General features: G+C 61.3%; 18 protein-coding genes and 1 pseudogene. 16 read left to right on the forward strand and 3 right to left on the reverse strand.

The genetic code is table 11. The features are described from left to right. Positions 1-24: 24 nt before the first annotated feature. The 5 genes from ABVK50_RS02460 (at position 25) to ABVK50_RS02480 (ending at position 4,445) form a co-directional block, all read left to right on the forward strand. Positions 25-651 carry a hypothetical protein gene (locus tag ABVK50_RS02460; protein ID WP_353642953.1) on the forward strand — a complete coding sequence of 209 codons (627 nt, stop codon included), beginning with the start codon at positions 25-27 and terminating at the stop codon, positions 649-651. A gap of 376 nt (positions 652-1,027) precedes the next feature. Further along, entirely contained in the window at positions 1,028-1,816 is a 789-nt protein-coding gene (locus ABVK50_RS02465; RefSeq protein WP_353642952.1) for a citryl-CoA lyase, read from the forward strand. A 3-nt stretch (positions 1,817-1,819) separates the two neighbouring features. After that, positions 1,820-3,121: an AMP-binding protein gene (locus ABVK50_RS02470; protein WP_353642951.1), complete on the forward strand. Its 1,302-nt coding sequence runs from the start codon at positions 1,820-1,822 to the stop codon at positions 3,119-3,121. A gap of 28 nt (positions 3,122-3,149) precedes the next feature. After that, on the forward strand, positions 3,150-3,731 hold the full coding sequence (locus ABVK50_RS02475; RefSeq protein WP_353642950.1) for a VOC family protein: 582 nt from the start codon (positions 3,150-3,152) through the stop codon (positions 3,729-3,731). 21 nt (positions 3,732-3,752) lie between these two features. After that, on the forward strand, positions 3,753-4,445 hold the full coding sequence (locus ABVK50_RS02480) for a glutathione S-transferase family protein (RefSeq protein ID WP_353642949.1): 693 nt from the start codon (positions 3,753-3,755) through the stop codon (positions 4,443-4,445). A gap of 152 nt (positions 4,446-4,597) precedes the next feature. Here ABVK50_RS02480 and ABVK50_RS02485 read toward each other — a convergent pair. Beyond that, positions 4,598-5,111 (reverse strand): annotated as a pseudogene (locus ABVK50_RS02485) (cytochrome c). Between the two features lie 1,185 nt (positions 5,112-6,296). Between ABVK50_RS02485 and ABVK50_RS02490 the strand changes: the two are divergent. The 4 genes from ABVK50_RS02490 (at position 6,297) to ABVK50_RS02505 (ending at position 8,581) form a co-directional block, all read left to right on the forward strand. After that, positions 6,297-6,827, forward strand: coding sequence for a hypothetical protein (locus ABVK50_RS02490; protein ID WP_353642948.1), 531 nt, complete (start codon positions 6,297-6,299; stop codon positions 6,825-6,827). An 87-nt stretch (positions 6,828-6,914) separates the two neighbouring features. After that, positions 6,915-7,217, forward strand: coding sequence for a DUF6074 family protein (locus tag ABVK50_RS02495; RefSeq protein WP_353642947.1), 303 nt, complete (start codon positions 6,915-6,917; stop codon positions 7,215-7,217). After that, entirely contained in the window at positions 7,214-7,399 is a 186-nt protein-coding gene (locus ABVK50_RS02500) for a hypothetical protein (protein ID WP_353642946.1), read from the forward strand. Before ABVK50_RS02495 ends, ABVK50_RS02500 begins: the two co-directional genes overlap by 4 nt. A gap of 235 nt (positions 7,400-7,634) precedes the next feature. After that, positions 7,635-8,581, forward strand: a protein-coding gene (locus tag ABVK50_RS02505) for an IS630 family transposase (protein ID WP_353642267.1) whose coding sequence is annotated in 2 segments (ribosomal slippage) — positions 7,635-7,974 and positions 7,974-8,581 — 948 coding nt in all. Because the reading frame shifts where the segments join, the coding sequence is not laid out codon by codon here. Between the two features lie 104 nt (positions 8,582-8,685). Here the strand turns inward: ABVK50_RS02505 and ABVK50_RS02510 are convergent. After that, positions 8,686-9,132, reverse strand: a complete 447-nt coding sequence (locus ABVK50_RS02510) for a GFA family protein (protein WP_353642945.1) — start codon at positions 9,130-9,132, stop codon at positions 8,686-8,688. A 350-nt stretch (positions 9,133-9,482) separates the two neighbouring features. Between ABVK50_RS02510 and ABVK50_RS02515 the strand changes: the two genes are divergently transcribed. The 3 genes from ABVK50_RS02515 to ABVK50_RS02525 all read left to right on the forward strand — a co-directional run bounded on the left by ABVK50_RS02515 (position 9,483) and on the right by ABVK50_RS02525 (position 11,139). Then, entirely contained in the window at positions 9,483-10,004 is a 522-nt protein-coding gene (locus tag ABVK50_RS02515) for a hypothetical protein (RefSeq protein ID WP_353642944.1), read from the forward strand. Between the two features lie 191 nt (positions 10,005-10,195). After that, positions 10,196-10,900: a hypothetical protein gene (locus ABVK50_RS02520; RefSeq protein ID WP_353642943.1), complete on the forward strand. Its 705-nt coding sequence runs from the start codon at positions 10,196-10,198 to the stop codon at positions 10,898-10,900. Beyond that, entirely contained in the window at positions 10,897-11,139 is a 243-nt protein-coding gene (locus tag ABVK50_RS02525) for a hypothetical protein (protein WP_353642942.1), read from the forward strand. The genes ABVK50_RS02520 and ABVK50_RS02525 overlap by 4 nt, the downstream gene beginning before the upstream one ends. Before the next feature lie 27 nt (positions 11,140-11,166). Here the strand turns inward: ABVK50_RS02525 and ABVK50_RS02530 are convergent, their stop codons facing one another. Further along, entirely contained in the window at positions 11,167-11,382 is a 216-nt protein-coding gene (locus ABVK50_RS02530; protein WP_353642941.1) for a hypothetical protein, read from the reverse strand. On the opposite strand from ABVK50_RS02530, the gene ABVK50_RS02535 reads away from it, so the two are divergent. From ABVK50_RS02535 to ABVK50_RS02550, 4 genes are read left to right on the forward strand one after another with little or no spacing between them, the layout of a single operon-like run. Further along, positions 11,376-11,711, forward strand: coding sequence for a hypothetical protein (locus tag ABVK50_RS02535; protein WP_353642940.1), 336 nt, complete (start codon positions 11,376-11,378; stop codon positions 11,709-11,711). The two genes, ABVK50_RS02530 and ABVK50_RS02535, sit on opposite strands and share 7 nt — an antisense overlap. Positions 11,712-11,720: 9 nt before the next feature. After that, positions 11,721-12,065, forward strand: a complete 345-nt coding sequence (locus ABVK50_RS02540; protein WP_353642939.1) for a hypothetical protein — start codon at positions 11,721-11,723, stop codon at positions 12,063-12,065. Further along, positions 12,062-12,316, forward strand: coding sequence for a hypothetical protein (locus ABVK50_RS02545; RefSeq protein WP_353642938.1), 255 nt, complete (start codon positions 12,062-12,064; stop codon positions 12,314-12,316). The genes ABVK50_RS02540 and ABVK50_RS02545 overlap by 4 nt, the downstream gene beginning before the upstream one ends. Positions 12,317-12,376: 60 nt before the next feature. Next, positions 12,377-13,249, forward strand: coding sequence for a hypothetical protein (locus tag ABVK50_RS02550; protein WP_353642937.1), 873 nt, complete (start codon positions 12,377-12,379; stop codon positions 13,247-13,249). Position 13,250 lies beyond the last annotated feature (1 nt).

Consider the following 13,250-nt stretch of genomic DNA (forward strand, 5'->3'; position numbering starts at 1 on the left):
CCACGAAGCGAACAGTCACTTAGCATGGCAACGGTCTCGCCCTGGCTGGTGCTTGCCGGCCTTGGCGCCTTTCACGGCCTCAACCCCGCCATGGGCTGGCTGTTTGCGGTCGCGCTCGGTCTGCACAGGCAAAGCCGCGGGATCGTGCTCAAGTCCCTGATCCCCGTCGCGATAGGGCACACGGTTTCGATCGGTATCGTTGCGATCGCGGTGGTGACGCTCGGTCTCGTTGTCGACCAGCACGCTCTGGAAATTGCCGCCGGCGCGGTGCTCCTCAGCTGGGCCGCCTACCATGGCGCGTACGGCCATCGCCACCGCGTTCGGGTCGGCATGAAAACAGGTATGATTGGGCTTGGGCTCTGGTCCTTTCTGATGGCGACCGCCCATGGCGCCGGTCTCATGCTGGTGCCGGTGCTGATCCCACTGTGCCTCTCGGCAACTCCGGTAAGCGAACTGACGGCCGTCGGGTTACTGCCCATCGCGCTGGCCGCGATCGGGGTGCACATGGCCGCCATGCTTGCGGTGACGCTGGCCATCGCGGTTTGCGTCTATGAATGGCTGGGCCTTTCGTTCCTGCGTCGTGGGTGGATCAACTTGGATCTCATTTGGATCGCGGCGCTCGCAATCGCCGGCATTATCCTGATCGTTTGAAGCAGGACCGGCTGGCCCGAACCCGACACCCGCTCCAATGCAAAGCGGAAAATGCCGCGTTTAGAGCGGGTTGTCGTGGCGAGGTCTGTCCTCGGTCACACCGCTCCACAGGCGGCCGGAGCAGGTGAAGGCGTTGAGGCGGTGCGATCTGCTCTTGACTCGCGGACGGCGGCTCATGGCACGACTGAATCCTTCTGAGCAGCCAGGGCCGCGGTACCCGAATCCTTCGTCAACATTAGCCAATCTCCTCGCTGCCGCGAACTCTCGGCGACGATGGCAAGCATCCATGACATTGCGTCTGCTGTTGTGTGATCTCAATCTTCAGGCTAGCATCTGAGCGCCAAGATATTGACCTGTTCCGGCGGAAACGGAACCCATGCAGATCGGCAAGGCGCGCGCGGCTACCACTGAAATCTGCGTCGCGACAGCAGATGCCGTTGAGGTGCGCGGAAAAGACCTCTGCGGCGATCTCATGGGAAGGCTCAGCTTCACTGAGTATTTCTATCTGCTTTTGACCGGGTGCGAGCCGACTGACGATCAACGTTACTTTTTGGATCTCCTGCTCGTTGCGATTGCCGAGCACGGGATGATGCCCACCGTCCAGGCGGCGCGGATGACGCTCGCCTCCGATCCCAATGCGTTGCAGGGCGCGCTGGCCGCAGGCCTTCTCGGCTGCGGGCCGGTGCTGCTCGGCACCTCCGAACTCTGCGGTGCGCTTCTTGAAAGGGCGCGGGCTCGGGTGACCAGGGGCGAGGACGCCGACAAGGTCATGTTGGACCTGGCCCGCGAGATCCGCGAGGCGGGCGGCAAGGCGCCGGGCTTCGGCCACCCGGTGCACCGGCCGCTCGACCCGCGCGCTGAACGCATCCTGGAACTCGCCGAAAAACGGGGCGTCGCCGGTAAGCATGTCGATCTGGCGCGCCGGATGCGTGAGGCGGTGGCGCAGGTGTGGGGCAAGCCGCTGGTCATGAACGTCTCGATGCCGATCGCCGCGGTGCTTCTCGACCTCGACTTCCCGCCCGCCATGATCAAGGCGATACCGCTGCTCGCGCGCGCCGGCGGCATTCTTGCCCATCTCGCCGAAGAGCAGCAGAACCCCATCGGCTTTGTGCTTGCCGGCCATGCGGAAGCAGCGGTTTCCTACGGCGACAAGGGCGGGACCTGAGCCATGTTCGATCCTGAGGTGGAGACCCGCCCCTGGCGCGACCAGGCCAAGCAGGACGACGCGCAGTACCGCCGGCAGGTCGGATATCTTCTCGCCCGCTCGGCTTTCTACCGGAACAAGCTGAAGCAGGCCGGCTTCACCACCGCGGATGAGATCGGCGGTATGGATTCGATCGAGAGGCTGCCGTTCACCGAGAAGGACGAGATCAGAGCGTCCTGCAGCGAGGACAATCCCATCGGTACGCATCTCGCCGTGCCGAGAGAAAAGATCGTGCGCATCTTCTCCACCAGCGGCACTACCGGAACGCCCAGCTACATTCCCCTGACGGTGCAGGATCTCGAGAACTGGATCGTGACGTCGGCCCGGAGCTATGCGGCCTCGGGCATCCGCTCGGGTGAAGCGATCGTCTCCACCTATAATGCCGGGCCTTTCGTTGCGGGCGCGGCGCTTGGCGCGTTCGACAGGATAGGAATGATCCACATTCCTATCGGCACCGGAAATACCGAGCGGCTGATGACCGCCATCCGTCTTCTGAAGCCGGCGGCGGCGGTGATGACGCCGTCCTACGCCGCCCATCTGGCGGAGTGGGCGGAGGAGCGGGGCTTCGACCTCAAGGGCTCCAGCGTGAAGCGCGTTCTGGTCGCCGGCGAGCCAGGCGGCAGCGAGCCCGCCCTGCGAGCCCATCTCGAAGAGGCATGGGGCGCCAGGGTGACGGAAGCGATGGGCATCGGCGATATTGGCGTCTCGCTGTGGGGCGAGTGCGAGGAGCAATGCGGCATGCATCTGGGCGGCCGCGGCATCGTCCACCCCGAACTGATCGATCAGGAAACGGGCGCACCCATCGCAATGGAGGACGGCGCGCGCGGCGAACTCGTCCTGACCCATCTCAACCATCAGGCGGCGCCGCTGCTGCGGTTCCGGACGCGCGACCATGTCCAGATCTGGATCTCGCCCTGCCGGTGCGGGCGCACCGCGCCACGGATCCGCTGCGTCGGAAGAACCGACGACATGCTCCTCGTGCGCGGCGTCAATGTCTTCCCGTCCGCCATCCGCGAAGTCGTCAACCAGTTCATGCCGGACGTGAGTGGGATGATCCTGATCAAGCCGCGATATCCAGGCGTGCGGCAGGAGCCGCCTTTGCCGGTGGTGGTCGAACTGGCAAAGGATTATGCTGGCGGCCCGGAGCTTGCCGCCCGGATCCAGAAGCGCATCCGTGACGTGCTCGTCGTTGCGGCGCGGGTCGATCTGGCGCCGTGGGGCGCGCTCCAGCGCAGCGAATACAAGTCTAAGCTGGTGCAGCGCTGAGGCGCCAGCCGAGGGAGGAGGAGCCTCAATGCGAAAGCTTCAATCGCAGGGAGTTCATCACATAACGCTGGTCGGGGCCGACAGGCAGACCTCGATCGATTTCTGGGAAGGAGTGCTGGGCATGCCTTTCATCTTCGAGCAGCCCAATCTCGACCGCGCCTCCGAAAGCCATCTCTATTTCGACCCGGGTGACGGTCGGCTGATCACCGTGTTCACCAATGACGACCGCAAGCCCGATCCGGCACGGACTTCGACCGATGTAGGCTGCGTCCACCACATCGCCTTCTCGGTTTCGCGCGTGTCGTTCCTGCAGGCCGTGGAACGGCTCGACGAGCGCAGGATCAAGCACAGCGGCGTCAAGGATCGTGGCTTCATGGATTCCATATACTTCGAGGATCCGCTCGGACTTCTGGTCGAGCTCGCCTCCTACCGTTTCGAGCCGCCGCACGGCTTCACCCACGCCGACGTCCTGATGGAAGCCCACCGGATTCGGGTGCAGCGGAACGAATACGCGATCGCCGAAATCCATCTCGCCGATGCGATAGAGGCGCTGACGGCACGCTCCCGGCCGACGCTGTCGCCGGATCGTGAGCCCAAGAACCCATATTGAACCACCGAGGGAGGAGTTGAAATGTCCGAGATCAAACTCAATGTAATCAAGCCCAGCGTCAACAATCTGACGGTCCGGGTTTTTCTCCGCGCTGCGGGACTGGAGTTCAGCGAGCACGATGTCTTTGGCCAGACGCGGCAGGCGGAATTCCTGGCGCGCAATCCGGCGCATCTGACTCCGATGATCGAGGAGACTGGCCTGCCCAGGGGTGCGTTGTGGGAGAGCTGCGCCATCATGCAGTATCTCTGCAACAAGCATGGCCTGGACGAATTCTACCCCACGGACCCGGCCCGCCGCGCCATGATCGACAGCGCGATGTTCTATCTGATCGGCACCTTCTACCCCTACCTTGCGAGGGCCACCTATCCGCTGCTTGGCTTCCCGCAATATCCGGGCGAGGTCGGCCACAGCGATGCAGACGCGCCGAGCAAGGAAGCCGCCCGCAATGCGGCCGTCGAAGCCATAGCCGAACCACTAAGCGTCTTTCAGAGCTTCTTCATCGGCGATCAGCCCTTCATCGGCGGGAACAAGCCATCCATCGCCGATATCCGGCTTGCCTCCACGCTCGAGTTCCTGGCCGTTATCGACTATCCGCTGCCGGATTGGGCGAAGAAGTACATGGCCAATCTGGAGGAAACGCTGGGCACGGCATATAGCGAGCCAGCCGCCGATGTGCGCGGCTACATCTCCTATGTGAAGTCTAAAGCCGCGTAGCAGGAAGCCGCCAGAGCGAGAGCAAAGGGAGGTGCGGGAATGGCGGGTGCGGACCGTCCCTCTCCGCTTCGCTGCGATACGTATGGCCCACAATCCTGGCCGAATGGCCAATGCCCTCTTGAGAAGACTAACTAGTTCCGGTCAGACTCAGCCTATTTCGGCGCGGCGGCCGCGGTTTCGCCCGGCGGCATGATGCGGAGCATGAAACTCGACACTTTTCCCCCGGTTTGAACGGCGCGGGAACCTCGTTGTCGACTGGCTTCACGCTTTGAAGGAATGCCGCGATCGCCATGGTATCATCCGCGGTGAGATGTGCAAAGGCGTGCCAGGGCTGATAGGGGCCGCCCGGCCGCTCACCTGTCGTGATCGCGGTGACTATCTGTTCTGCGGTCCAGTTACCGATGCCGGTCTCCTTGTGAGGCGTGATGTTACGGCCGACAAAGACGCCCGACCCCCGATCTCGAAGCCTACATCCGAACCACCAAGAAAGCGCGACATGTCGGGCTTGCCGAAGAAGTAACCCGGCGTGTGGCAGTCATTGCGCCCGCCGAACGTGACGAGGTATTCGCCGCGCTCAATCTGTGCCTCGTCGGCCATGGCCGTGACCGAAGCGGCCGCAACAATCGACGCGGTTAAGAATGCAAGACGAATTGGTTGCTGAAACATCGACTCCTCCCCTTCATTACTGGAACGCAGCCAGGCTTGCGGCACAGGTCTCTGCCTCAAAACCACGCCCGCTAGTTGGAGGACCTTACCCTATCAAAAACCGCGGACGCTCCGTGGCCGACACATCCGTTCCTCTCTGCACCGATCTTCGCAGGGCGAAGACTGCTCAACTGTCGTCGACAGGTGGTAGAACCCAAATGACTGTTACTACACGAGGTGTTTTTTGCGGCGACGTCTGGAGTAACACAACGCCCATAAATTTCTTGGGAGATACTCAAGGGTAAGAGAAATTAGGCCCTCGCAGATTAATGAGCTTGACTTACATCACGATCATCGCTGCACCGAAAGTTGGAGTTCGCATGGTCAGCGGTTCTTGCTGCGGTTCATTGATCGTACTCGTGAAAGGAATGTCCTTAGTGAAAATTACATCGGTTTCGTCTCGCTTGATGTGAAGATTGGTAGAAAACAGCTCAGAAACCACTTTGAGCACCGGCCGCCTGTTAGTCCTTGTCCGCATCACTTGCGTGTCCCTGTGGTCATCCTGGCTATATCGGAAGGGTGATCGGTCCCGATGACGGAGCGAGTACCCCGTTTGAAGTCATTGTCAGTGAGATCGAGACTTGGGAGTACAGTACTGACCCTGGTCTGCTGGTGCCGGACAGCTCAGATGCAGGTGACCAGCTGATCTCGTGACGAGTGCCCGGCCTACACCCAATTGAGTGCGGCGGGAACGACAGAAAGTCCCGCTGCGGAGCTCGTTACTAAGCCACTTGCCAGTACAGCCAAGGGAGCAACAGATGTCGTGCCCGTCACCTGGATTTCGTCAGACGGATCTCGCTCGAGCCTTTAGTGGTGCGAAGGCCGGGGGCGTGTTTTGTGGGTAGTGCTTACTTACCTGAAGGGGAACTGGCGTTCGCCCGGCAAGTTCAACGAATGGAATTGGTTCTGGAATGTCCATCGCTACGCTAAACATCAAAATCGCACCTCGTCGGATGCTCTTCGCCGGCGAGGCGGCAACATATTGCGGATAGCCTCCGAAGCGGTTCCAGTGGAGTGCCTCATCGCGCCCGTTGTGATGCCGGGAGGCCGGAAACTATATGACATGCAGGAACTCGATGTGTGGCTGGACGGGCTCAAGAACGGAACGGGCGAAAGCGACCAGGACATTCTAGGTCGGTTGAGCGCATGACACATGTGCTGATCAAAGGGTTTAAGGTATTCCGAGATCGGCATGGGAAGCAGCGATGCTATCATCGCGCCGCAGGCACTCCGATAGATCTATTCAAAAATCCCATTGGCAGCGCCGGCTTCATTGCGGAATGCACACGCATAGCAGCCCTCTTGAAGGCCGCTGACACCGCCAAGCCAGGAACCCTTGGCTTGTTGATTTCGCGCTACAGAGCCCATGCGTCGTTCACTGATTTGGCCCCGCGCACGCAAGCGGATTACCAACGTTGCTTTGACTATCTGAAGCCGATTGCCGACACGCCGCTATATCGGTTTAGCTCACCCTTGGTGGTAAATATTCGGGATAAAGCCGCCCAGATGCACGGCCGTCGGTTTGGAAATTACGTCAAGACGGTCCTTGCTCTACTTTTCGCATGGGGAAAGGAACGTGGCTACGTCAGTGTTAATCCTGCCGCCGCCATCAAAGGGGATCCGCAGGTCCGCTCCGACTTTTCAGAATTAGGCTCATCGGCAAAGGTGGCATCATGAAAGTCAAAGTACTGAAAAGACTAGGTAAAAGCCTAATTCTGAGAAGTAGGAGCACTATATCATACTTTGGCCGGAGGAGGGCTCCCGATGTCAACTGACCAGCACCGCGACCTGCCCTTGTTCCGATGGACGCCGCCAGCCTGTGTGGTGATCCCATTCCCGACTGTGAAGCGCATCGGCAAGATCCGGCGCACTGTCGAGGTGCTTAGCGGTCGGAATGGCAAGAGCGCTGACCAATACTGGCATCAGATCATTTCGGGAATGCGTTCGCAGATGATAGCGGCTGGCCTGCCGGATGACGTGATCGAGGCCGAGCTCCGATCGTTCGCGGATGCCGTGTTCGTCACCATGAACCGCGGCTGCCAGCGGCCGGGAGGCGACGCGGCATGATCACGCTCGCCCTCAGCGCCGCGGCATTCGGCGCCGGCTTCATCGTCGGCGACTGGGGTGCTGTCAGCCGGCATGCTCGCCTCCTCGAGCAGATCATCCGCGATGACGACGCCGACCGCATTGAGCGCGAAACATACCACCGCGCGATCGTCGCTTGGGTGCGCGGAAGGGAAGCGGCATGACGGGACGGGGCTATTACGAGTTCCCTGCTCCGGCCGTTCTAGACCGCTTCGGGCAGAAAAAAGCGAAAAACCAGATTAACGTTCTCGGTTGCTCAATCTGCAAAGGGCGGGGGAGGTCTTTGCCAGCACCTAATCGCTCCCCTAGAGCATCTTCAATGAACGCGGAGTCGGTTTGAGGATTCACGCGGTCGGGTTTGTCTGATTCACTGCTCTTGGTGATTTGCAGGAGGTTGTGATGACGAGGAGCCTTAGCGGCGACCTTCGCGGTCGGGTGATTGCTGCGATTGAAGACGGGGTTTCGACGCGGGAGGCGGCGCGGCGCTTTCGGATCGGGATCTCGACGGCGGGGGCCTGGCATCGCCGCTATCGCGAGACCGGCGAGATGCAAGCACGCAAGCAAGGCCAGCCGTCGCGCTCGAAGCTCGATACGCACGAGGCTTTCATTCTCGCCCTGATCGAGGATGCGCCGGACATCACGCTTGCCGAGATCGGGGAGCGCCTTGCCGCCGAACTCGGCGTGCGTGCGGCACCCTCGACGGTTTGGCTGTTCCTCGACCGGCGCGGCATCACGTTCAAAAAAAGACGGCGCACGCCTCAGAGCAGCAGCGCCCCGATGTCCTGCGCCGCCGCATTGCCTGGTTCGACGGTCAGCTCGACCTCGACCCCGAAAGACTGATCTTCATCGATGAGACCGCGGCGTCCACGAAAATGGCCCGGTTACGTGGCAGGGCGCCATGTGGCGAGCGATGCCGGGCGGCCGTTCCACACGGCCATTGGAAGACAACCACGTTCACCGCCGGTCTGCGGCTGGACGGCATGGCCGCGCCGATGCTGCTCGACGGCCCGATGAACGGTCCGGCGTTCCTGGCCTACGCCGAGCAAGTTCTCGCGCCCGAGCTTCGCCCCGACGATATCGTGATCATGGATAATTTGCCGGCCCACAGGATCAGCGGCGTGCGCGAGGCCATCGAGAAGGTCGGGGCGCGGCTCCTGTTCCTGCCGCCATACTCGCCGGACTTCAACCCGATCGAGATGGCCTTCTCCAAGCTCAAGGCCCTGCTCAGAAAGGCCGCTGCCAGAACCGTCGACGAACTCTGGTCCGTTGTCGCCGATTGCCTCGCAGCGTTCACCGCCCAGGAATGCCGGCACTACTTCGAGGCAGCAGGATATGACCCGGATTAAGTCGAATCTGCTCTAGACCGCTTCGGGCCTGCAAAAGCATAAACCGTAAGAATTTCGGTTTTAGCGACCAGGGGGAGGATTATGACGAGGCGGTCCACAGCCCGTCACGTCTCGGGTTGCTGTGCCGCCTGAGGCGGAGCCTCGTCCCCAGTCGCCGGATCCGCAATCGGCTCCCTATCATGCTGGAATTGCGCGGCCCAGGGCAGCGGCTCCATCCACTCCTCCCGCCGACCAATCCAAAGCTCGTACTCCGGTGCGATATCGCCAGGCGCCTGATCAAGGCTCCCGAGCATGATCTCTGCTTCGTCGTCGCGGAGCGAGTACACTCGGCCGCCGCAGTACAAGCAGAAGCTTCGCCCTTCATAGGTGCCCACGGCACCCGCCCCCTCGAAGGCATCGCGCGGCCAGATCGCGAACGCCGAGTAGAACGAGCCGCCGGCCTTGCGGCAATCAAGGCAGTGGCAAATGCCCGCTCTGATCGGGTTGCCTTTCACGCGGAAACGCACAGTACCGCACTGGCAACCGCCCTCGCGAACCTGCGGCTCGGCCATCGGTTTTCTCCTCATTCAGCTTCACGCGGGCAGCGCAACTGGCGGCGCGGAGGTCGGCTTGAGTAAGCGCCAGAACCCAACACTGCGTCAAGGCGGACAGCGTGGCCGCGGGCCAGTCGCGCACGGCGCGGTGCCGACGCCGCAAGCGAGAAGGACTAGAGCAGGTCTGGCTTCCGCGGTCGGTACTCGAAGAGGCGGCCGTCGACGCGGGGATCATAGGCGAGTGGGACGTCGATACCGAAGAGAAGTTGCGAAAAGCGCTTCGCCGGTATCTATTGAATTTGTGAGATGATATGGCCTAGAGCGCAACATGTTGCGCTTGATATTTCGGGTCATGGTATCGATTCGCCATGCTTGAAACCCTGACCTCCCAAACCGAACTATCCTGGAGCGCCTTCTACGAGACGCTCCGCATCCCTGAGAAGCCAAAGGCCATCCGGGATGCCGACGAGGCCTTGCGTGCCGCGGCCGCCGCCCGCGCGCAGGGCCAGACTCGCCACATCGAGGCGGGGCAGCTCCTATCGCAGCAGAAGCTCGGGGAGGCGCCGGCGATCACCCAGACCGCCGTCGATGCAGTGGGCGCGGAACTGGCAACGCTAATCGAAGCCGAAAACGCAGCCCACGAGGTGAGCCGCAAAGCCCGCAAGGCTTATGCCGATACGGTTGTCGCCGATCTCGAGGAGCCGCTGAGGCGCTACCGCGACGCGATCGAGGGTCAGATCACGGCGCTGGAAGATCTGCTCGCCGTAGGAAGCGTCCTTCGCCGCGATGCCTCTGCTGCCGGCGTGCGACTGCCATCCAAATTACCCGAACTTTGTCCGACGCTCCTCGGGCAGCTGAAGACCATGCGCACCCTCATGGCGCGGGTCTGATCGGAGGACGTTATGCTACGCCGCAAGCCGCCAGAAACTACCCGCGCTGAACGAATGGCCAAGGAGCGGGCAGACATTCGCAAGCTGTCCGTCTTCATCACCCAGGGAGAAACTGAGGAAGCACGGCGCCGCGCTGCGCAGACAGTGCAGATGCTCAGGTTCGGGTTTATCCGTCGATACGGAGAGAGCCCGTGAGCATCGATCGAAAGCGTCTTGCCGACCTCGATGCCTCGATCGCTCGTCTGGGGAAGCTGAAGGAATCGAAGGAGGGGGAACTCCAAGCTGATTCCGCAAAGCATGCTCTCGACCAAAACATGGAACTGCAGGAGAGGCTGCGAAAGCAGATCAGTAGGATCGAGTCCGACCTCCACGAACTTCACGAACGCCGCTTCGCGACCGAAATGGGCGATGTGGCTGTCACCAAAACAGCCGCGACGCCTGCCCCGAGGTCTCCACGGCAATGGCAGATCAAAGCCGTTCCGCGGCCGCCATTCCCCGAACCTGGAGCAGAAGAAGCAGCAATCGACAGCGCGTGGAATGGCTATCTCGATCACCACGTCGCAGAGCTCCAGAAGCATTTCAAGAAGGCCGGCTTCGACCCTGACCGGACCCTTTCGGCCGAGATGATCTCCCACCTGCTTGGAGCGATCCACGGCATGATCCGCTGGCATCGAGATGCGTTTGCTGCGCTGAAGAAGCGGATCGAGGAGCTTGAAGCCGCGCCGGTCCGCTACCGCGGCGTCTGGCAGCGCAGCGACGACTACAGACGCGGCAATATCGTGACAGATGCAGGATTTGCCTGGCATGCCGTGAAGGACGTGCCACCCGGCGAGCGACCTGGCGTCTCTGACTGCTGGCAGCTGATGGTGAAGGCAGGGAAGGATGCACGGCTATGACGCACGACAACGATAACCGCGCGCCCACGATTGCCGCATTCACGATCGGGGGCAAATCGGACCAACCGCTGACGGCAGAGGCGCTCAAGATCACCATGCGCAACGCCATGGCGCGGTTCACTGAAGGCTTTGGCAGGCTGCCCGACGACGCAGAGGCCGACATGTTGTGGGCTTCTGTACAGCGCCACCACGGCGTGCCCGAACATCAGATCGAACCGGCATCGCAGAGGAGGCAGTGATGGCGAAGATCAAATCAGTCAGGCTCTCTATTTTCGACCAGGCCGGCCGTCACCCTCCTGCACGCCGGCATCCTTGGTCTCGTCTAGCAGGACCTCGGCAATGTCAGAGTGTGTGGCGTCAGCATCGGGATATGCCTCGTGCAGCTCCTTCGCTTTCGCATGGACGTCGACAGGCGAATGCTTCTCCTTCGCCCGCGCAACCGTATCAGCGATATCAACCGCCAATGGAAGGTTTGATGACATCGGGTTTCCTCCTCGGCACACCCCGCCGCGAGCTGCCAGAGATCAAGGAAATTAGCCTCTGTCCGCCGCGCGGCAAGAGGGGAGAAAGGAATGTTGGCGCTCAGTATAGAAACATGACGACCAGATACGCCACTCCGAAGCTGACCATCAGGGCCAAGGATATCGTCGACACATGCATGTCGGCAGAACGCGACTCCGATGCAGAAGGTTCGTCCCTCGGGGGGGTGGATCAAAACTTGATACGCCGGTCGGCCGCGGACCCGCGTCCCCGCCACGCGCATATTTTTTTCTCGTCGGTCGATTTTTCCAGCGATCTGGCACGGTTTTGAGGGCTGATCATGGCTAAACGCACCGCAAACCCGCAGGAAACCGCCATTCTTCCCGCTCCGACGTGGATGAATATGGTCCAGAAACGCGAATTTTCGGCCCTCGTGGCGCCCGAAATCGGGTGGAAAGGCTATTGCACAGAGGTCGAGCTGGAAGAGCTCGGCGATTATGTCGATCACCGGTCGCGCCTGGCCGGCTTGCGCAAACTGATGCGCTCGGCGCTGCGCAAACGAGATGCCGCCCTGGCGGTCTCACTCAATGGGCAGATCAATGCGACCGTCGACAAGGCGCATCGGCTGGCCGGAAATCTAAGCCTTCATGATCGGGAGAAAGCAGCGATGGAGAGCATCACATGAACCCCAACCCCACCTCGCTCACGGAAATCGCTGCCGGCGCACGCTCTGCCATGTTCCTCGGGACGGAGATTGCGTGGCGCCTGACGGACGTGCTCGTCGCCAAGGGCATCCTCACTAAGGGCGAAGCGAGATCGACCCTCTATGCGATTGCTGGTGGCATCAGAGACGATGCCGACGGCACTACCAGCACGGAATCAACCGAGGTATTGGCAAGACACCTCGAAGAAGCGGGAGACCGCTACAAAGCCTGATCGCGCCTGGCAAGCGCTTGGAACGTCGGATGACGTCCCGTCCCTTAGATGGAGCCTTTCATGTTTTCGTACTCAGCCGAATCCGTTTTCCGAGACTTTGAAACTGACGGTATTCTCTCTTCGGGCAAACACTATCCGAGGAAAGTGGAGATCCGATCGCTGGTTGGCGCGCTGGAATCAGCCGTAACAGCCTTCATTTCCAAGGGCGGGCTGCTTTACCCTAACAAGGCAGCGATGGACGCTGATCTGACACGTGGCCTCCATCAGATGGCGTGGGTGCTCGGGGATCCGGTAGTCGCGAACAACGGTGTCTATCGGAAGACCGGAGGGCCGGGCCTCGGCTCGTGGGTACGAACCGGCGATCTGCCCTACAGCTTCATCAAGGCTTCCAATGATGGGAGTGGCACCGCAAACGCCATTCAGGCAACAACTCCAATCCCTATTCCGGTCGCGGATGGTGGGTCTCTCATTGTGCTCAACATATTCGAGGACAACACCGCGTCTCCAGTGACCGTCTCCTTTAACGGCGATCCGCCGCTGACGATCAAGACCAATAGCGGGAACGATATCTCGATTGGGGGCGTGACTGCCGGAATGATCGTCGCCGGATATAAATCCGGGACGACGCTGCGTCTGATCTCAGACCAGGCCAGCGCAGCGATTCTGGCCCAAATCGAGGCTTTGGTCGAGGACGCCGAAGAAGCGGCTGTGGCGGCGCAGGCGGCTGCATCGTCGGTTCTGCTGACGGAATTCCCCACCAAGGCAGCGGCAGAGGCTTATGCACCTGCAATCGCTCCCGATATGCTTCGGCTTGCCGGCTATACGACGGCCGGCGATGGCGGCGGGGCTCTCTACAAAAGTGTCGGCTCCGAACCGTCGCACGCCGGCAAGTTCTCAATCACGCTTTCGGGCGGCGGGGTGGTCTGGTACTAGA

The organism is Mesorhizobium sp. WSM2240, from assembly GCF_040438645.1.
Taxonomy (GTDB): domain Bacteria; phylum Pseudomonadota; class Alphaproteobacteria; order Rhizobiales; family Rhizobiaceae; genus Allomesorhizobium.